General features: G+C 58.0%; 15 protein-coding genes. 10 read left to right on the top strand and 5 right to left on the bottom strand.

The window, feature by feature from the left end; all coding sequences use genetic code 11:
- Positions 1–131: 131 nt before the first annotated feature.
- Positions 132–1889: an alpha/beta hydrolase gene (locus tag QCE58_RS17430; RefSeq protein ID WP_250522430.1), complete on the bottom strand. Its 1758-nt coding sequence runs from the start codon at positions 1887–1889 to the stop codon at positions 132–134.
- A 535-nt stretch (positions 1890–2424) separates the two neighbouring features.
- Between QCE58_RS17430 and QCE58_RS17425 the strand changes: the two genes are divergently transcribed.
- From QCE58_RS17425 to QCE58_RS17410, 4 genes are all read left to right on the top strand, one after another.
- A complete protein-coding gene (locus QCE58_RS17425; protein WP_250522431.1) occupies positions 2425–3498 on the top strand; it encodes a M4 family metallopeptidase in 1074 nt (357 codons plus the stop codon).
- Positions 3499–3595: 97 nt separating this feature from the next.
- A complete protein-coding gene (locus QCE58_RS17420; protein WP_033536023.1) occupies positions 3596–3898 on the top strand; it encodes a protealysin inhibitor emfourin in 303 nt (100 codons plus the stop codon).
- Between the two features lie 554 nt (positions 3899–4452).
- On the top strand, positions 4453–4893 hold the full coding sequence (locus tag QCE58_RS17415) for a cupin domain-containing protein (protein WP_250522432.1): 441 nt from the start codon (positions 4453–4455) through the stop codon (positions 4891–4893).
- Positions 4894–5536: 643 nt separating this feature from the next.
- Positions 5537–6628 carry a GlxA family transcriptional regulator gene (locus QCE58_RS17410; RefSeq protein WP_250522433.1) on the top strand — a complete coding sequence of 364 codons (1092 nt, stop codon included), beginning with the start codon at positions 5537–5539 and terminating at the stop codon, positions 6626–6628.
- Between the two features lie 11 nt (positions 6629–6639).
- Here the strand turns inward: QCE58_RS17410 and QCE58_RS17405 are convergent, their stop codons facing one another.
- From QCE58_RS17405 to QCE58_RS17395, 3 genes are read right to left on the bottom strand one after another with little or no spacing between them, the layout of a single operon-like run.
- The gene (locus tag QCE58_RS17405; RefSeq protein WP_175980261.1) at positions 6640–7896 is read right to left on the bottom strand and encodes a glycosyltransferase WbuB; all 1257 of its coding nucleotides are present in this window, start codon (positions 7894–7896) and stop codon (positions 6640–6642) included.
- 55 nt (positions 7897–7951) lie between these two features.
- Positions 7952–8578 (bottom strand): DapH/DapD/GlmU-related protein, encoded by a 627-nt coding sequence (locus tag QCE58_RS17400; protein WP_250522434.1) that lies wholly within the window; start codon positions 8576–8578, stop codon positions 7952–7954.
- A 60-nt stretch (positions 8579–8638) separates the two neighbouring features.
- The gene (locus tag QCE58_RS17395; RefSeq protein ID WP_250522435.1) at positions 8639–10057 is read right to left on the bottom strand and encodes a glycosyltransferase family 1 protein; all 1419 of its coding nucleotides are present in this window, start codon (positions 10055–10057) and stop codon (positions 8639–8641) included.
- 316 nt (positions 10058–10373) lie between these two features.
- On the opposite strand from QCE58_RS17395, the gene QCE58_RS17390 reads away from it, so the two are divergent.
- The 3 genes from QCE58_RS17390 to gmd all read left to right on the top strand — a co-directional run bounded on the left by QCE58_RS17390 (position 10374) and on the right by gmd (position 13412).
- Positions 10374–11531 carry a glycosyltransferase gene (locus QCE58_RS17390; RefSeq protein ID WP_250522436.1) on the top strand — a complete coding sequence of 386 codons (1158 nt, stop codon included), beginning with the start codon at positions 10374–10376 and terminating at the stop codon, positions 11529–11531.
- A gap of 203 nt (positions 11532–11734) precedes the next feature.
- Positions 11735–12214 carry a hypothetical protein gene (locus QCE58_RS17385; protein WP_175980258.1) on the top strand — a complete coding sequence of 160 codons (480 nt, stop codon included), beginning with the start codon at positions 11735–11737 and terminating at the stop codon, positions 12212–12214.
- A 79-nt stretch (positions 12215–12293) separates the two neighbouring features.
- Entirely contained in the window at positions 12294–13412 is a 1119-nt protein-coding gene (gene gmd / locus QCE58_RS17380; protein ID WP_175980257.1) for a GDP-mannose 4,6-dehydratase, read from the top strand.
- A gap of 70 nt (positions 13413–13482) precedes the next feature.
- Here the strand turns inward: gmd and QCE58_RS17375 are convergent, their stop codons facing one another.
- Positions 13483–14502 (bottom strand): phytanoyl-CoA dioxygenase family protein, encoded by a 1020-nt coding sequence (locus QCE58_RS17375; protein ID WP_250507908.1) that lies wholly within the window; start codon positions 14500–14502, stop codon positions 13483–13485.
- Positions 14503–14881: 379 nt separating this feature from the next.
- Here QCE58_RS17375 and QCE58_RS17370 point away from each other — a divergent pair, with 379 nt between their 5' ends.
- The 3 genes from QCE58_RS17370 to QCE58_RS17360 all read left to right on the top strand — a co-directional run bounded on the left by QCE58_RS17370 (position 14882) and on the right by QCE58_RS17360 (position 20401).
- Complete coding sequence (locus QCE58_RS17370) at positions 14882–16321, top strand: lipopolysaccharide biosynthesis protein (protein WP_250522437.1); 1440 nt, start codon at positions 14882–14884, stop codon at positions 16319–16321.
- 187 nt (positions 16322–16508) lie between these two features.
- The gene (locus tag QCE58_RS17365) at positions 16509–18815 is read left to right on the top strand and encodes a GNVR domain-containing protein (RefSeq protein WP_250522438.1); all 2307 of its coding nucleotides are present in this window, start codon (positions 16509–16511) and stop codon (positions 18813–18815) included.
- A complete protein-coding gene (locus QCE58_RS17360; protein ID WP_250522439.1) occupies positions 18812–20401 on the top strand; it encodes an endo-1,3-alpha-glucanase family glycosylhydrolase in 1590 nt (529 codons plus the stop codon). Before QCE58_RS17365 ends, QCE58_RS17360 begins: the two co-directional genes overlap by 4 nt.
- Positions 20402–20427 lie beyond the last annotated feature (26 nt).

Raw genomic sequence — 20427 nt, 5'->3', positions numbered from 1 at the left:
GAAGTGTGGGCCGCAGAGAAACAGAGGGCGGGGACTTGTCGGATTCCGACGAACAGCGTGGTCAACGATACGGGACGCGCGTGCGCGGACGAGCCGCGTCCCGTATCAGAGTCGATGAGATGAAGATCAGCTTAGAGCTGCGGAGAAACACCGAGCGGCGCAATGGGTTCCATGACCGGCGCGCTTTCCGGCTTCAGATCCTTGATGAAGGTGTCGGACATCGCGATCACCGTGGCGAGCGCGCGCGTGTCGTAGAGCGCGTGATCGACATCGCCGCACACTGCGGCCCGGACGCGCGTCGTTCGAGACAGCTTCTTGCCGTGCCTGCCGAAATGCGCGTTCAGTTGATCGAGACCTTCGTCGCCTGCGCCGTACACGAGCAGCGTGCGCACGCCTTTGCGTTCGAGCGCATGGACGATGCTGTGCGGATCCGTGAGCGAACCGTGATCCGCCTGAACGACCTTCTTGCGCGTCACACCGGGCATCTGCGATTGCAGCCGCGCCGCCGCATTCGATGCGAAAGCTTTCAGGATCGGCTTGAGTCCGCGCTTGCCGCTCAGCACGAGCCACCATTTTTGCGGCTTCAGGATCGCGGGTCCGAGACGCGCCATCGTGTTGCGCCGCTGCGCTCTGAGCTCTTGCAGCGTCAGATGCTCAGGTACATGGAAGCGCTGCAGATTCACGGCGATGACAGCGCCGATAGCCGGCTCGATCAGCGACGCGCGCAACGCGCTATATGCACCCGAGCAGATGCCGAACACAACGACGTTATCGTAGCCCTTGCGTTTGAGCCATGCAGCTGCGGTCGCGACATCCTCGATCGTGGTTTGCGCATGAATCGACGCAACGGTGTCGTGCGTGCCATCCGGCGAACGTGCGGGACTGTCGCCGATGCCACGCGCATCGAAGCGCAACGATGCGATGCCGCGTTGTGCCATCTCCCGCGCCATGCGGACGGACAGCCGGCTGTCGCCTTGATGCACGCTGCCCGCTGTATTCGTGATGACGATCACAGGGCCGCCCGGCAGTCCGTCGCGCGGCTCGCACAAGATGCCGAAGAGTCCTGCAGCGCCGAAGATCACCGGGCGCTCGATCGCTTCCGGCGTTTCGATGATCGCATCGTCGCTCATGCTCGGCCGCGCTGCCTTTCTCGTGCGGGCCGGCTTGAGATCGCGGGCCATGCCTTCGGCCACGCCCTCCGCGATCCATTGCGCCGCGCGCTTGAGCGTCTTCTCGGGCAGGACCGACGATGCAGTCTCCTGCATGAATTCGAAGTAGTCGTCGAAGGCTTCCGTCTGCACGTCGACGCCTCGATCGAGCAATACGTTGCATAGCGACCGGCTCGCGCCCGGCCGCAAGTCGGCCACGAACACGCGCTTGGGCAGAGCGGACTGATGACTCATCGCCTTGCCGAGATCGAGCCCGCTCAGGCGGCTGCGAAACGCTTCGCTATAAACCTGACCGAGCACGTGATATGGCGAATCGACCTGCACCGCTCTCACGACGACGGGAAGATTTTCGACCCACGTCTGTCGCAGCGCGGTGAGTTCGCGCAGATAGTGGCGTCCGTTGACCACGGGCGCGAGGAGCGCGAGCGAATCCACCAGCGGATGATGCGATGCCAGCGCAGCCAGTGTGCCGCCCAGACGCAAGCCGCACAGCGTGACTTTCGTTACGCCCGTTTCCTGTCGCAAACGTTCGATAGCCGCGCCGATATCCGCGATGAAGTGATCGACCCGATCGCTCTCATGATCGATGCCGACTGAATCGCCGGTCGCCAGATAGTCGAAGCGCAAGACCGGAATACCGCGTCGGGAAAGCTCTTCGGCCAGATAGCGCATGGCCTTGTGGCCCCACGCTTCCTCATGCCCGAATGGGTTGCATAGCACGACGCCGTGGCTTCCATGGCCGACGTGAAGCCACCCGAAGCGGCCTCCAAAGACGATCGGCGTCATGCGTCGGCCCCACTTCCAATATTACCGACGCATAGGCGCTCGCTTCGGTAAGAAGCGATATTGGCAACGCACTGAATCCCTGGGCCGCTCGATGTTTTATTTAGGTCGCGCATTTGTTGAGGTTCTCATTGCACGTTTTGCAAGATTTAACCTCCTTTCGTTTCTGGCCTTCGGTGCGCTGGACAACAAAGTGATGTTTTGCCGCATGCATGGGGTATACCGCCATGCATGCACGAGACCGGACGTCTAGACGTCGATGCAATGTTCGCTATCGCACATTCGCGTCTCTTGGCACGGAAAGAAGTTAAGTAGATCTACATGAATGGAAGGCCGGAATGAAGCGGTTCGCGAGGACCGACATAACGCTTGGCAATGGTAGAAGGGCATCTATTGACTATTCGGAGGCATCGTCTAGATTTTCGTCGTGGCCGCGCTCAATCCATCGATTCGATTCGCCAAGGAGACGATCATGTGCACTCGCCTGAAACCCGGACGCCCTCACTCCATCTATTGCATTCTGCCGCCGCACATGCTGGAGCACATCGCGAAGCATGGCGACGCGAAGGAGCGCGAGATCGCCATCGACACGCTGTCGAAGGATCACACGATGCGGTCCTTCCGTGCCGTGGAGGCCACGCTCGCAGTCCGGCGCGCAGCGCCGATGCCCACTGCCGCCGCGCCTTCCGCGCATCGCACGATCTACACGGCCGACGAAACTGAAACGTTGCCCGGCACGGTCATTCGTACCGAAGGCGCAAAGCCCGTAAAAGACGATGCCGCCAACGAAGCCTATGACGGTCTCGGTGCGACCTTCGAGTTCTATCTGGAGGTGTTTCATCGCAATTCGATCGACGATGCGGGCATGCCGCTCATCGGCACCGTCCATTTCGGCAAGGACTATGACAACGCGTTCTGGAACTCGCAGCAGATGGTTTTCGGCGATGGCGACGGCGAGCTCTTCAACCGCTTCACCATTGCACTGGATGTCATCGGTCACGAATTGACGCATGGCGTGACCGAACATACCGCCGGCCTGAATTACATGACGCAGGCGGGCGCGCTGAACGAGTCGATATCGGATGTGTTCGGCTCGCTCATCAAGCAATACGCGCACAAGCAGACGGCGGACAAGGCGGACTGGCTTATCGGCGAGGGATTGCTCGCGAAGGGCGTCAATGGCGTCGCGCTTCGCTCGATGAAGAATCCCGGCACGGCCTACGACGATCCGAGGCTCGGAAAGGATCCGCAGCCCGCCGACATGAGCGAGTACGTTCGCACGACGCAGGACAACGGCGGCGTGCATATCAACTCAGGCATTCCAAACAAGGCGTTCTGCATGACCGCTCTTGAAATCGGCGGATATGCTTGGGAGAAGGCGGGGCGAATCTGGTATGAGACGCTGACCGACTCGCACCTCAAGCCGACCGCGACCTTCAAGACATTCGCGAAGCTGACGCTAACTGCGGCGAGCAGGCTATATGGCGCGAGCAGCGCGGAGGCATCGGCGGTCAAGAAGGGATGGCACGAAGTCGGTGTATTGTGATCGTGCGCGCGCTCGCATCTTCGCCGCGCTCCTGTTGTCGGGCGCGGCGCTGGTGTGCGCGGGCTGCGCTTCACATCAATCGTCGTGGGAGCCTTCAATGCACGCGGAGCTGACGACCGATGGCGGGTTAGCTGCCTTTCCCGGACTTGCACGGCCGATCGTTCTCGACGAGAAGGATCTTTCGCCCGACGATGGCGTTGCATTCGCGCATCTCGTCGTGGCGGCGCGTGCCGAGGCGAGCGCATCGAGGCCACGCGCAACGAAACCTGTTCCGGACGGCCGCACCTATCGGATCCATGTCGATGGCGACGATACGCTTCACCTTCAGGCCGCCGATCCTTCCATACCCCCTGCCTTTGCCGCCTTGATGGAGTTCATCAAGCGGCATGGACATCGCTAACTTCCGGCTGTGCATGCGTCGACACTTCGGCTGAATTGGATAATTCCCAGCTAACTCTGCATTCTTAAGATGTGCTTGCAGTTTGCTGATTCCATACATTCAAACGGAGTGTCTATGAAGCCCGCCAAAGTTCTGCTTCGATCATCATCGAGATGCCCTCCGTCGATCGATCGGCGGCGATCAGAAGCATCTACACGTCAATCAAAGGCAGAACGGCAACCGCTCGATAACTTCGACGACTGCCGTTCTCGCGTTCGATCACCTCACCCGCGCGAGCTATCAAACCAGCCTTAGACCGAGGCTAGGATTCAAGAATTATGTATGTGCGTTGGCTCATACAAAACACCGGTTTTTCGTTTGCGCAATCCCGGCGTGCTGTATAAGATTGCCAAACATTACAGAATGTAATGTTAATGATGAACGTTTTCCTTGCCTCTTTGTCTGTAAATGCGCAAGGCGCCGAAACCTTGACGGAGCCAGATTGCTGAATGAGCGAGCGCAGACTCTCTCCCGCTCTCTCGATGACCGATCAAGCCGCACTATAAGGAGACTTCATGGCAACTCCCGTTTTCGAGTCCGTACGTCTAGACGATGTGTTGCTCGAACCAGATCCGATCGACCCCGCATGGATACTCGAAGGCAATCCTGTCGCCCGCAGTGGCAGATGGTCGCAAAGTCTCGACACGACGACCTCCTCGTGGGTCTGGGATTGCACCGCTGGCCGCTTCAACTGGTACTTCGAGCAAGACGAGACCATCTATGTGATCGAAGGCGAAGTCATCATTACCGCCGAAGGTCAGGAACCGCGCACGCTGCGCGCGGGACACGCCGCATTGTTTTACGCGGGCACGCGATCTCAGTGGTACGTTCCTAAGTATGTGCGCAAGCATGCCATCCTTCGTCCGCACATCACGAAGCCGGTGTTGTTCGCGCTCAAGGTGAGCCGCAGATTGCAGGGCAAGCCGAGCGGCTATCTGCCTCGCACGTCGCTCTGACAATCTCCTTCGAAGAACATCACGGAACTATCGAAGTGATGAGTCACGCGATGGATAACCTCGTCCATTGGTCAAGGCATTGCGAACGGATCAGGCAGGAGAGCGCACGGTTCCCGAGTTCCTGCGAGGCGCGTGGCACGCCGGAGTAGTCCGTAATACGCCAGCGCTTTAGTTCATTGCCGATGCCATCTGCCGCCGATTCGCAGAAAAGAATCGAACGCGCCAATGCCGGCATGCATGACCGCGCGTGATGCGAATTGGCTCTTTGCTCATTGCCTTTGGCGAATCAATCGACGCACGCTCGTCATAACATATGATTTGAACGCAACGCGGGATAGCTTTTGATTCTGCTGCATCCGTAAAGATACTTCCAGCGAGAGGCGGGCGCGAATTCGCGCCCGTTTTTGTATTGCTCACCGCGCGAATACGCTTCTTCACCTAACTTCGCGAAACGCTACGAAAGCAAACGATTGCGAGTGCGATCATGCCGGCGTTTGCAAATGTACCGTCCACGACTATGCCGTCTGTCCATACGAACGTGCGTATCCGTTCAACGCCGCGAGCGATTAAGAAGTTTTTTCATATGGAAGTCTATTTTTATCGTTGCCTCGACGCAATTTTTTCTTACCTGTAACCTGCGTCTGTGAGAACGCCTGGTGACTCCCAAAAGTTAAACGACGCCCACAGTCGACACGCTCGTTCGGAAGGAATAACACTAACGCAACGAATTGGAGGCTCCGCGATGTCAACCTCAACTGACGTCCTCGAAGCTACGTCCGTCGCTGGCGACTGCGCGTATGCGATGCATGATTCGACGGTAATCAAGCACATCGGCATTGTTTTATACGATGGTTTCTCTTTGCTGGCCGCAGGCACCCTCGCCGAAGCGCTGCATGTGGCGAACGAGTTGCAATCCGAAGCAGCGAATCATTCTTTGAAATATCGCGTGAATCTGGTATCGGCTCGCGGGGGTACGGTCTCGTGTTCTTCTTCCATGTCCGTGTGGACGGAACAACTCGCCGGAGGAAAGTTCGATAGTCTCGATAACCTTTTCGTCGCAGGAGGCAGCGGCGTGGCACGCGCGTCCTCGGACGACAATCTTATGGAACTTCTGAGACGCGTGAGCGGGAAGAGCGTCACCATTACCGCGATGGGAAACGCGCACATGCTCTTGTCGGCCGCGGGCGTTACGCCGCGGGACTGGCCTTCGATGAAGCAGGATATTCCGCCCAGTTCGGCGACCAAAACCCTATCAGAGGATGAACGCGATCAGGCATTGATGACATCGCTTGCATTCGTCAAGAAGGACTTGGGCGCCGATCTGGCTATGCGTGTCGCGGACCGTCTCGAATCGGGCGGAGGCTTGTCGCTGGAGGCGGCGTTCGAAGAGATGTATGACACGACGCTGGCCGAGAAGGCGCGCGCGGCGGCGCGTTGGCTCGTGCTGAACTGCGCAAAGGCGATATCCGTCGTCGATGCAGCGCGCATGTCTTCGATGAGCGAGCGCAACTTCCTGCGTCTGTTCAAGCGCGAGATCGGCGTCACGCCTTCGAAATATCTGCTTCGCGCGCGGCTCGATCTCACTTGCAAGCTGCTCGAAAATAGCGATCTTCCGGTCGACAAGATCGCCCGTCGAACGGGCCTCAGCAACGGAGAGAGACTGTCGAAGCTATTCCGCAAGGAATTCTCGATGTCCCCAACCGAATTTCGCGCACGAAGCCGGAATAAGCGCTGAGAGCGAAGCGCTCAGGTTGTCGGCGCCTGATCGCCGACACCTCGTTTGGCCTTGACCGAACTACGCAGACGCGCCTCGAATTGCAGAAGGATCGATTCCTTGGCGAGATTCGATGCCGCGTATTGTCGGCCGAGCGCACCAAGACGCTCACGAAGCGAGCGGTCATTGGCGAGACGAAGTATGGCTTTAGTCAATGCAGTCGGAGACTCGGGTTCGACCGCGAGGCCGACGGAATTCACGACGTCCCATAGCTCGGTGCCTTCATTCGCCGTGGCGATAACCGGCCGATTGCTCGACAGCATGGCGCCGAGCTTCGATGGCATGACGAGATCGGCGGCATCGGCGCGTTGCGGCAGAACATGCATGTCCGCGAGCGCGAGCAGTTCGTGGAAGCGCTCTTTAGGCTGCAAATCGAGGAATTTGACATTGGGTAAGTCGCGGGCCTTATCGAGCAGGAACGATCTTGCGGGCCCGGCACCGCAGATCACGAACATGATGTCCTCGCGCCACGCGAGAAGCTTTGCCGCATCCGCGATAACTTCCAGACCTTGCTTGAGCCCGAGATTGCCGGAATAGAGTACGACCTGCACGCCGCGACCGAGAGCGAGTTGCGCGCGATACGAGTTGTCCGCGCTGTCCGATTGTGCATGCTGCATGTCGACCCAATTCGGAAATGTAAAAGCGTTCTCGCATAGGACGCCTTTTTGCACCGCCAGTCGTGTCATCGCGGCTGAAGGTGTGGAGACCACGTCGGCGCGAGACATCAGCCATTTTTCAGCGGACGATGCGAGCTTCTTCGCCGCACGGCCCTTCAGGATTCCAAGCCGGAAAGCGGCATCGACCTCGTAGTCCTGTACGTGAAGCCAGAACGATGCACTCGCGATGCGCGCTGCCAACAGCGCCATGGGCGACGCGAACAAGGGCGGCTCGACGAGCCATACGGCTTGCGGACGCCACGCGATTTGCACTGCCGCGGCGGGTATGGAGAAGAGTGCGAAGCTCATCAGATGCAATATGCGCTTCAAGCCCGAAGGGCGTTTCGGGCACCAGAAGGGCACGCGTATCACCGAAACATTGTTGAGCTGTTCCGTCACGTATGTGTGCGAGTTATAGCCGGCGCGAACGCGCCATTCCGGATAATACGGAGAAGCGGTGATTACGCGTACCGTATGTCCGCGCAATGCAAGCCATTCCGCCAGCTCGGCAGAATACTTTCCAACCCCGGTTACTTCCGGGGCGTAGTTGAGCGAGATCATCAGCACTTTCATCGAGCCACCCAATGTGGTTGAAACTGAAAAGTCGGCGCGCCGAACGCGCTGACTTTCAATCGAAGCGCTTGCGAATGAAGCGGCATGGGTTGCCGCCATAAACGCCTTCGGGCTCGAGCGAACGATGTACGACGGAAAGCGGTGTAACGACCGCCGAACGGCCGATGGTCACGCCCATTTGCACGACACAATTCGCCGTGATCCACACGCCGTCTTCAATGACGATCGGTGCAACGCTCAGATTCATCGTCGTGCTCATTGCGTGCGAGCCGGCTGTGAGGAACGTGCCTTGTGAAATGCACACATGCGATCCGACGCGGATGGGCGCCTGGTTATAGATCCACACATCGGCGCCGAACCATGAGTGATCGCCCACTTCGAGATTCCACGGTGCTTTCACGCGAAGCTGTTGCAGGAAGCGGCAACCGACGCCTATCTTCGCGCCGAAGAGACGGAGTAACGCAACTCGCACATTCGAAAACGGGTTGAGCTTGTTATTGATGACGCAGGCTTCGACAACAAACCATAGTGCTTCGATGAGCGTCGATCGCGCCTTCTCATAGTTGCCCTTTCCTGCTCGGTTCAGATCGATGATGCGATTGGCAGGGTGCTCGTCCTTGACGTCGTGGACAAGGGATTCCGCGTTCGGCACCGCATTGTCGGTGAGGAGTTCTGACGCCATTTGGAAGCTCTCCCAGCAGTCGTTGCACCTTTCAGGTATTGGCGGTGCGGACAGATCGACTTAACTGTCGCCAATCCGGGACATCTTCGGAGAGGGCTGCCAGCACATACGGCGCACTCGAAACGTCTCCAGTGCATGACGAAGCACCGACAGCCTGCGGTCGTCCGTCAAGGATTCGATGCGGTGCTTGCCTCGCTGGATCAGCCGCATTCTCAGGTCGGGGTCGATGATGAGCTCACGAAGTGCATCGGCCATGCTGTCCGGGTTCACAAGATCGATGAGAAGCCCCGCGTCGTCAATCTGGTCTCGCAGGTTTTTCAGGTCGGAATACAGCACGGGCACGCGAAGCTGAAACGCCTCGTAGGGCGGCAGGTTCGTGGGCCCGAAATACGTGGGCATCACCAATGCGACCGCCTGACGATAGAGGCAGGTCACTTCGATATCGGACACGAAGCCTGCAAAGCGGATTCGGTCCGCCAGCCTGAGCTCATCGGCCACTGAGCGTACATGAGCCAGGTTGCCGAAGTCGCGCCCAGAGAATATGGCGCCGACCCTGATCCCGAAGCGATCCTCCAGGCTGCGCAATCCCCGCAATAGATAGACATGGTTCTTATGCGGCCAGAACTGGGCGGGATAGTAGACGTAGTCGCAATCCAGGCCATACTTTGCCTTGATGTCGATAAAGCGATCCGGATGATCAAGCTCATGCTCGCGCAACTGCGTTCCAATCGCAGGAGAAAAGGGAATCACATGAACTCGTTCCTCATCGACGGCGTATCGTCGGATCACGTTATCGCGTCCCGCTTCTGAATCGACTACGACGCCGGTCGCTTTCTTCAGCGCAAGTTGATAGATCTGCTCGCGGCGCTCGAACTCGCCGCCACAGCGAACTTCAGGAAAGTCCACTTCATCGCGGTGCGCCAGATCCCAGACCGTAAAGAGATAGCTGAATTGTGCAGTCACGAGAGCCAGATAGGACGGACCCGTGAAGTAGACGAGGTCCGCGCCCATTTCCCGTAAAGACCGGTCGAGCCAATTGAAGTACACGTGCTTTCTGAATAGTTGAGGCGGATTGAGCAGGCGCCACATGACATGGAAACGCGCAAGCAGCTTTTGCCAGCGGTGAACGCGAAGATAGCGAGCATCGATTCCATTCCGATGCAGTTCTTCGATCGCGGACCTGCGCGTCGTGATGAAGGTCACGTTACAGAGTTCGGGCGGCAGGCGCTTGGCCAGAAGCGCAGCATTCGTCGCTTGCTGAAATCCTCCGCCTACTGAATTGTCCAGTTCGATAAAGACCACCATCCGGATGGGCCGGACATGAAAGCCGATGCCGGTGACATCCGCGCCGCTCGCATGTTCACGAGTTTCAACGCGGCGATGGGCGAATCGGGGAACTGCCAGATCACTTTGATAGGTAGTGCTCGAAGCGGCTCTCTTGAACAACATATCTTGAGTTCCCCGCAGAAGAAAGGACATGTTGCGTTCACAGCGACACGATCAATATCGGATCGTCTATCGTGGGCTGGTCTAACGATAGCCTGCCGTATATCCGCGCGACCCGTTATGACGGATGACGGCAAGACGTTGGCTGACCGATGAGTGAGACCGCGCCCGCTATCGCCGCGGACTCAGCACGCGGACGCCCGGCCAAAAGCTTGATGATTTCCGCCAACGGACCTTGCCGGGCATCCGCGGCGCTACGATGCCTTTCCGGGGCGTTGCACGAGGCTGTCGAAAGGTGTCGACGAACATTGCCGCTCCCGCATGCGTCCTGGCTCACTGGAGAACGTCTTTGAAAACGCTCCACATCATTCCGTCTATCGAGGCAAGGAGTGGCGGTCCGGCGGAGGCAATCAAGAAGCTCGCCGCAGAACTGCGGCTGTTTGGACACACGGTCGATATCGTCTGTCTCGATCCTTCGGTCCATGCCGACACGTCAGATGACGCTGTGTTCGATCGAGTGGTCCGCCTTGGACACCGTGCAGGGAAATACTCGTTCAACTTCCGCCTCGTTCGCTGGCTGATCGAGCACGGCAGGCAATATGACGCGATTGTCGTGGATGGCATTTGGCAGTTTCATAGCGCGGCGGCCGTGTTTTCGCTGCGTCCGCGGAAGATTCCATACTTCGTCATGCCGCACGGAATGCTGGATCCATGGTTCAACATAGGCCATCCACTGAAGTTCGCGAAGAAGCTTGTCTATTGGTTATTCGTTGAACGACACGTCCTGAGCAACGCGAAAGGCGTTCTTTTCACTACGGATAGCGAGCGAACCCTGGCGCGCAAAGCATTCCCGCTATATCGCGCCAAGGAAAACACCATGACGATCGGCACCGTGCCGCCACCTTTGATCGAAAAGGCAGAGGTTATAAAGTGGCGCGCGTCGGGTTATTCGAATGACAAGAAGTTGATGTTGTTTCTAGGGCGGCTCCATGAAAAGAAAGGCTGCGACCTGTTGATTCGCGCCTTTCATGATCTGCGAGACGCCGCGAACGACTATCAACTAGTTATTGCGGGGCCTGACAACAACGGCGTCGCGGCGAAGCTGCGTCGTGAAGCCGAGCAACTCGGGCTTGCGAGGAAAATCATCTGGATCGATATGGTGACGGGCGCGGACAAGTGGTCCTTGTTGCGGGCGGCGGACGTCATGGTCTTACCTTCGCATCAGGAGAACTTCGGCGTCGTGGTGGCCGAGGCGCTCGCATGCGGCGTGCCGGTGCTACTGACCGACAAGGTCGGAATCTGGCAGGAAGTCGTGGCGGACCGAGCGGGCCTCGTCGATGTGGATACGCTGCCCGGCATCACTCGGTTGCTCATGCAATGGACGAGCTTGCCGGAGCATGAAAAGGATGCGATGAGATCAGCTGCGAGGCAGTGCTTCGACGACCGCTTTCATGTATCTCGCGCGGCCAGGAACTATATTTCGCTGATGAGTGACGGCCGCGCCTAATGATCGAGGCAAGATACGTGCGTTCGTGCGCGCGACCTTCGCATGCGCGACTTATATGACGAGAAAGGGTGGAGCCGCGACGCGAATCGGTCAACACCTTGCCAGATTCCGTCACTTGACGAGAGACGAATCACAACGGGCGCTAAGCTTCAGTTGCGGACGATGCGCGTTCCGGCCTCTGCTACGCGTTTCAAAGCGCGTCCATGTCGGACATTCTCCAGTCGGGACACATCATGCGGGTATTTTCGGCCGAGCAGGACATTGGGGTTGAAGAAAGCGTCGATATCATCGCTCACGACGGCGTCACACTTGCTCTTATCATCCGTGCTTCCTTCTCGAGAGAAGGCGTGAATTTTTTCACGCCGCGCGAATACTCGCAGCAACTCGCGCATATGGAGCATGCCGCCGGAACGAAGATATGCGCGCATGTGCATAACATCATGGCGCGTGAAGTAAAGCTGACGCAAGAAGTTCTGCTGATCAAAAGAGGACGCGTTCGCGTCGATCTTTATGGTGCGAACCTGCACTATGTGACGAGCCGGACACTTGGGCCCGGAGACGTCATATTGCTGTCCGCGGGCGGTCACGGCTTCGAAATGCTCGAGGACGCGGCCTTCATCGAGGTGAAACAAGGGCCTTACATGGGCGATCACGACAAGGTTCGATTCGAACCGCGGTCGTGAGTTACGGCGTTGAAGAAAGCGGCATCAAGACCCTGAGATTGTTGTTCGCATGTGACTTGGCATAAGAGGAGAAGAAACGATGCCGAATAAGGTCGCGCTTGTTACCGGAATAACCGGTCAGGATGGTTCCTATCTCGCTCAATTCCTGCTCGATAAAGGATATGAGGTGCATGGCGTCAAACGCCGTTCATCGCTCTTCAACACCGACCGTATCGACCATCTTTACGAAGATGATCACGTAGCGCAGCGAAGGTTTCATTTGCATCACGGCGATCTCACCGATTCTTCGAGCATCCTGCGTATCATCCAGCGCGTTCAACCGGACGAGATCTACAATCTCGCCGCGCAAAGTCACGTAGCGGTCTCGTTCGAGGAACCCGAATACACGGCCAACGCGGACGGTCTGGGCGCTCTGCGAATACTGGAAGCGATGCGCATATTGGGTCTCGAGAAAAGCGCTCGCTTTTATCAGGCATCGACATCCGAGTTATATGGGCTGGTCCGGGAAATACCCCAGCGGGAAACCACGCCTTTTTATCCGCGAAGCCCGTATGCCGTTGCGAAGCTGTACGCGTACTGGATCACGGTGAACTATCGCGAGGCTTATGGCATCTATGCGTGCAACGGCATTCTGTTCAACCACGAATCGCCGGTTCGTGGAGAGACGTTCGTCACGCGTAAGATCACGCGCGCGATTGCTCGCATCGCAATCGGATCGCAGGACTGCCTGTATCTCGGCAATCTGGGCGCAATGCGCGACTGGGGACACGCACGCGATTATGTTCAGATGCAGTGGCTCATGCTGCAACAGCCCGAGCCGGAGGACTTCGTGATCGCGTCCGGCGTGCAATACAGTGTGAGGGAATTCGTGCAACTTGCTGCCGCGGAGCTCGGTATCGTTCTGCGCTTCGAGGGCAGCGGTGTCGACGAGGTCGCGATCGTGGAGCGGATCACCAGCAAGGAATGCCGTGTCGCGCCAGGGACCGTGATTGTGCGTGTCGATCCTCGCTACTTCAGGCCGACGGAAGTAGAGACCCTGCTGGGCGATCCGTCGAATGCTCACGCGAAACTCGGTTGGGCGCCAACGGTGACTTTTCCAGCGCTCGTCAAGGAAATGGTGCAGTCCGATTATCAGATAGCGAAGCGCGATGCTCTGATAACCCTAGCCGGATACCGTGCGCTGGAACATCACGAATAAGCGCGCACGTGCGAGTGTCGACCGGGCCCGCTGGCTTCGCAGCCAGCGGACCTTTGATCGCAGAGTCGGTTCATTTTCCGGCTAACCTGCGGATCAGCGGTCGCAGACCCCGAGGCAGCTTCGCGAATCCCGCGCGTGTCAAGCGGAAGAAAAGATATTCGCCCAGCACGGACATCATCGTTCGATTGAGCGGCGCTGTGTTCATCGAGGTCTTTGGAAAGACGTCATACTCCGAGGGCTGTCCGAATCCGAGGAACATCGACGTTCGTTCGTTGACTTCCGAAATAAATTCCGTGTTCACGATGATGGGCTCGGACTTCTGTATTTCACTGTCAACCTGGAAGAACACGCTTTTCCTGACGAAGTTCCTGTCGGTTACGGGTCTCGCTCGATGAATGCCGTAGGTGTTGTAAATGACGAGCGATCCGCGCGGCATCTTGAAGCTCTTGACGTCCGACGCGAGGTTATCAGCGATGAACTCATCCGTGTAGTCGCTATACGCCTTTTCTCCGGACCAGAGATGCGAGCCCTCGATGTACTGGAACTCGCCGTCGTCGACATCGGAGACATAGAAGATAAAGATGATTCCGGGAATATGAGCGAAGGCTTTGTCGGTCTTGTTGTCGGTATGCCACTGCATGTGGTGCCCGCCGTACGTTTCGTAGTATCTCAGCGCCTTGAGTCTGAACTTGTCGCCCAGATATCCTTCGCAGACCCTGAAAACAAATGATGAGGTCGCGAAGTCGTAGAAGGTCTTCGACACGGCGAGCAGGTTCGTCAGATAGTATTGCTTCTCCCAGAATACACCGGCGACCTTGTTGACGTTCAGGCCCAGCTTCGTTGCAGTCGAATCCTGTTCTATGCGTTCGATGGCCGCTGGTGCAAGGGCGGAAGGAAACGCAAAGTATCCTTTTTGATTCAGCTCTGCGACTACCTGTTCGGGATTGACAGAAAGGAATTCGCGAGTGAAGAGCGCCTTCTCCGTCTGGCTCCACGATAAGCCAGCTCGAACGGAAATGTCAGGCGACGAGTGCTCGATCGCCTCTTCATTGAGACCTGGTTCTGCGGCGTCGAAAGGCAAGCTTGCCATTTGATTCTCCGGTCGTAAGTCGCGTGTCAAGCCGACACGGCACGCGGTGGATCGTCAACAGGCCATACTAGTCGCGCACAGCTCATTGACCGATGCAAGGCGGATGTCGGCAAGGAATTGGCCGAGACAGGGCGAGGTGTGAGCGCTCTCCCGACACATCGACCCGATTCGGCCAACCTCATGGCATATTCCGTCAACTCCGTCATCGGCCAGACGTGCGCTCCTATGCTTCGTGCACGTGCGAAGGTGGTTCACGGGTCGACATGTGCCGCGAGCAGCCAATTTCCGCAGGATCGCGTCGGGCGTGAAACCACCGGGGAGAGGCATGGACGTGACGAAGATCGAATGCGTGCTTGCGATGCTCGACAGAGCCTGAGCGATGCCACCACCTTTGGCCGCCTCGCGCCGTGCCCTCTTCGCGATGTCCTCGCGTCTGTTCGAAATGTTGCCATTCGGCGTCGGCAGATCGGAAGGACGCGACAGGGATCGATATCGGCGAGCTGCGCTTACGATCGCGTGCAACGTCTGCAGTTCCGGCCTGGCGTTCATTGTCCTGATTGCATCCGTCTCGTGGACGCTGCCGTATCTGGGCCAACAACGTTTCGGCGTATGGATGACGTTCTCGAGTCTCGCCGCAACGCTCGCCATGCTCGACTTCGGCATAGGCAATGCGCTTCTCAATCTCGTTGCAGGGGCGCGAGCGAATGAAGATGCTCGGCGCATTCGTGAGCTGATCACACATGGGGTATGGCTGCTCGGCACTGTCGGCGCGATTTGCGGAATCTGTTTGTACGCTGCGCTCCACATATTCGACTTGCGCCTCGTCTTCGGCCATAGCCCTGACGCCGCTGATGAAACGCTGGTGGCCGCGACGCTCTTTCTCGTTCTAACCTGCCTGAACATTCCTCTCGGTGGAGTGAAGCGTGTATGTCATGGCCTTCAAAGAGGCTGGGAACAGCATATCGTCAGCTCGATCGGTTATCTGATATCGCTGCCGCTCTTGTATTGGTGTTGTCTGCGTCAAGCATCAATTCCGTGGCTCTTGTTCGTCACCTATGGCATTCAGATCTGCATGTCGTCGTGTCTCGTTGTGCGATTGAATCGACAAGGATTGCTCGGCTTGATTTCGGGTGGGGTGCACTCGACGATGTGGACTGATTCGAAGAAGATCCTCAGCATGGGATCGTTGTTTTTCGGACTGCAGGTCGGCGTCATGTGCGCAAGCGGCTTCGACGCGCTCATCGTCGCAAAGTTATTGGGCGTGACGGAAGTCGCGAAGCTCGCCGTCGCACAGCGTCTGTTCCAGTTCCTTACTGTCGGGATCTCGATGCTGACGGTGCCGCTGTGGGGCCTCTATGCCGATGCGAAGGCGAGGGGCGACACGAATTTCCTGTCGATGACGTTAAAGCTGTCGATGCTCGGCACCGGTGCTATCGCCATCGTGACCAGCGGATCGATATTCGCCGCCTCCTCGTGGCTTCTGAGCAAGTGGGTCGGCAACCACCTTAGTATTCCCGTCGCGCTGCTCTGCGCGGTTGCGGTCATGTCGGTAGTCGATGCGTTCGGCAATGCGTTCGGCATCTTTCTAAACGGCGTCGGCGAGCTGAAATCACAACTGGTCGCGGTGTGTGTGAGTTGTGCGCTCGCCTTGTCGCTCAAATTCTGGCTCGTGTCCACATTCCATGAAGTCGCCTGGGTGGTGTGGTCGACGGTGATCGCAAGCCTGGTGTCTGACTACTGCGTGTACCTGTTCCTGTTCAGAAAGCGCATATTCGCGCATCTGAGCGTGTTCGACGACAAAGGTGCGACTTCCGCATAAGCGAACGACCGGCAGGAAAGCGCAGTAACGTCTTCAACCACGATGCCGTTCGCGCCAATGTCTTGCCACATTCGGTCAAGCAAGCCGGCGCAGCGGCGGGCTGGCTACATTCAAGGCTGTCGGAGCGGGTGGAGTATTGGATCGGCTATACGAGCATTCTTTTCTGACGATTGCCGGAGCGCTACAGATGACTAAGGACTTCGCAGACGACGTTGCCTTGCCACGTGGCGATAGCGCGGAAACGGTCACGGAATCGTATATACGGTTTCTGAAGCGCAACTATAAGGTTATCGTCGGGACGACCGTAATCGTTGGCAGCGTCGCGTGCGAGTACGCGATCCTCGCAACGCCGATCTATCAAACAAGCATATTGCTGCAGGTTCAGGAGCCTCCCGAATCGTCGGGCAGAAGCTCGCTCGAAGATGTGTCGTCACTGTTCGCGGTGAAGCCTCGCGCTGCAGCCGAAGTCCAGAAGATCACGTCGCGCAGCGTGCTGGAATCAGCTATCGCACCGATGCATTTGGACATCTCGCTCACTCCGCGTCGCGATATCTGGACTCGCGCGCAATCGAAGTTAGGCGCGGCGTGGCGCAGAATCACCGGCGAGGCCGAGGTAGGCGGCGTTCAACCGGGTTCGGCTTCGATTGCAGAAGTGCCCGAAAGCCTGCGCAAGAAGGCACTGGAAGTAGTGTCGGAAGGCAACGGACACTATCGTCTTTTAACCCCCGACGGAGAGACTTTTCGGGGCAACGTATCGACATTGGAAAACTTCGAGACGAAGCGCGGTGCGATCGCGTTGAAGATCGATGCGCTTCCCGGAGGTGCCGGTCAGGTTTTCGATCTTCGGCGGTTATCGCGATCGGCAGTGGTCGAAAAGCTTCAGGAAAGACTGAGCGTCACGGAGCGAGGGAAAGAATCGAATATCGTTAGCGCATCCCTGGAAGGCACCGATCCGGTTTTCATTCGAAACATACTTCATGCAATCGGCACGACCTATGTCGCGAGTGAAGAGGCGAGAAGAAGCGCCGACGCACAGAAATCGATGGAGGCGTTGAGCACGGAACTGCCGATACTGAAGGGTCAGATAGAGAAATCGGAGGACCGGTTCAGCCGGTTCAAGAACGAGACGGGCTCAGTCAATCTTAGCGAGCAAGCGAACGTCGTCATCAGACAGCTGGCCGACGTGCAGGCCAAGATGACGGATCTCCAAGTGCAACGGCAGGAACTTCTGCGAAGGTTCACGAAAGACGACAGCACGGTGCTTGCGGTGGATCGGCAAATCACTACACTGAGCGCGCGTGCCACGCAATTGGAAGCCGAAGCGCGAATGTTGCCGGAACTCGAGCAACAGGCGCTTCGGCTTTCACGCGATATCAGCGTCAACAATCAACTCTACGCAGGCTTGCTGGCGAACATGCAGCAGTTACGCTTCATCAAGGCCGGCCGGGTAAATGAAGTACGACTGATCGACGACGCCACGCTTCCTGAAGATCCGATAAAGCCACGGCGATTGCTCATTGTTGTGCTCGGAATTGTTGGCGGCGCTTTTCTGGGAATTCTGCTCGCGCTCGCGAGAAAAGCATGGTCGGGCAAAATCGACGGTCCCGATGATATCGAGCGGCGCACGGGTTTGCCTGTGTTTGTGAGTGGCGCGTTCGGAAACGTAGCAGCGGCCGCATCGTATCGCCAAGGTATCGACGTTGCTCGTGCAGGCGCGAATACCACATCCAGAGCGCCGTCGATCGAGAGCCTGCGTCGATTTTCTGCCATCTTCGAGCATAAGATGCTCGAGTCCGGTTCTCGCATTGCGGTTTTTAGCGGGGTCAATGCGTGGACGGGAACATCATTCGTAGCGGAGCAAGTCGCGGCTCAACTTGCTCAGAGCGGCGCGCGCGTGCTCTTGATCGATGCCGACGCGCGCGCGGGACGCTTATCCAAGAGGCGAAACGCCGGATCTGCGCCCGGGCTATCGGATGTTATCTCCGGACGCAGCACGTTCGACGAGGTCGTTCGAATCGGCTCCGCGGGTGACTTCGACTTATTGCCGAGCGGAGTGCGAACGGACGGAGTACCTTCCAGCCTTTCGAGGGATACACTACGAAAATCGCTGACGTCGGTTGGCGAGCGTTACCAGTTCGTCATCCTTGACGCTGCGCCGGTGCTCAGCGCGGCCGAGACGCTCGTCATGGCGCGGCAGGCGGGTTGTGTGTTCATTGTCGCGCGAGCGAATTTATCGAGAATCGCCGATCTGACAGCTTGCGTCGACGCGTTCGAATCGATCGGCGTTCGGGTAACCGGGGCCGTGCTTAATACCCTGGGCCGCAGAAAACATAACGCGCTGACAGCCGCCCCCGTCGTCGGCGCCGAGTCGTCTTCGACGGCCGGCAACTCGCGCGCTTCGCCGAGCGCCTTCGGCGGCGCTTCACTGACCACGCAACGCGAGGCGATTCGCGACGGCATCGCGCCTCGTCCATCGGGACTTCACGAGACATGAACGATCTGCAAATGTGTAGCGTCGGCCGGGCCGCCGCAGCCCGCGGGTGTCATGACGGATCCCGTCGCGCTGTAGCGGTTTTTGCGCTGGCCTCGGTGGTCTCCGTGGCGTCGACTTCGACGCGCGCCGCCGATCTTACCAGCGCCCAATGGACCGCCTTGCAGAAAAACGCACAGTCGATCGTCGATATGGAATCACCGGCATCGGCATTGCCTTTCACGATAAGCACTGCGCTCATAGGAACCGGGCGTCGACCTATTGTATTTGCTCATTACTTCACTCCATTTCCTCTCTCTATCGATAACCTTCCGGCACGTTCCGATTACTATTGCACGGAGTATCTGAATCGCTCCGGTGAAGGAAGCAAATACGCGAGCGTTGGCGGCTATCTGCGCGACCGGCCCTTACCCTTGGCCCGTTACACCACTAACGTCTACAAGCAGCGCGCCCTGGCCGTGGAGATACTGCGCGCGAGAAAGATTGACATAGACGGCTTCGGCGTAGACCTTCTGCAAATAAACAGCGGCTCGCTATGGGACGACGTGATGCGGGTCTATTCCGTTGCACAGCATGTCGCGCCCGACTTCAAGATTCTGGCCGAACCGGATATGGCGGCGCTCGATGGTGTCAGTGTGTCGGATATGGTCGCGGCCATACGTGTCATTGCAGGACAGAAGAACGCGTATCGAATGGCCGACGGAAGCCTTGCAATTGCGCCGTTCTACGCGGAGAACGTCAGCCAGAATTTCTGGTCGGATGTGATTCGCGGAGCTGCGGCTGCAGGCGTGAACGTCACGTTGATTCCCATTCTCCTCGATCCCGCCAAATCCGCCGACTTTCGCACAATCACGAATTCCTTTTCGTTCTGGGGCGTTCGAACGGTGCCGGAATCGACCGATAAAGGCGGTTGGGAAGATCAGGCGCTTACAAATCTCGAATCGTTCGGTGCAGATATCATGACGCCCGTCGCGCCTCAGGATTCACGGCCAAAAGACTCGGTGTTCTGGGAAGCGCAGAATTCCGCACTCTTTCGGGCGCAGTGGTCTCAGGTGACGTCGCGAGATCCAGCCTACGTGCAGCTCGTCACCTGGAACGACTACTCGGAATCGACTCACGTCTCGCCCTCTGTCGGTACGCAGTATGCCTTCTATGATCTCGCGGCTTACTACATCGAATGGGCCAAGACCGGAAATCCGCCGCCGATCGTTCGGGATAGCATTCTCTACTTTCATCGCAGGCAGATCTTTACGCCGGGCCGGTCTTCGACGCCGGAGACCGCGATGGTCGAAGAAGGCGTGGGCTCAGTCGTCAACGACATCGAAATGGTCGCCTTCCTGACCGCGCCCGCTGTCTTGCGGATAACCTCCGGCGGAACGGACCACACGTCGAATGGCGTGGCGGGCTTGAACGTATTCCGTGTTCCGGCGGTCTCCGGCGTACCGAGCTTCGCCATTATCCGCAATGGAGCCACAGTCGCACAGGTAACGTCGACCACATCGATCGTCTCGGTAGGCGCGGCGCAGGACCCGTTATACATCGGCGGAGGATCGGCGCGCTCGCCCGTAAGTCTGGTATGCAGCCAGTAGCGCGCTCAACAAACGACATGGCGGCC

The sequence above is a fragment of the Caballeronia sp. LZ028 genome, from assembly GCF_031451415.1.
Lineage (GTDB): Bacteria > Pseudomonadota > Gammaproteobacteria > Burkholderiales > Burkholderiaceae > Caballeronia > Caballeronia zhejiangensis.
The sequence above is the reverse complement of the archived record's forward strand: the minus strand, read 5'-3'. Positions and strand labels throughout refer to the sequence as shown.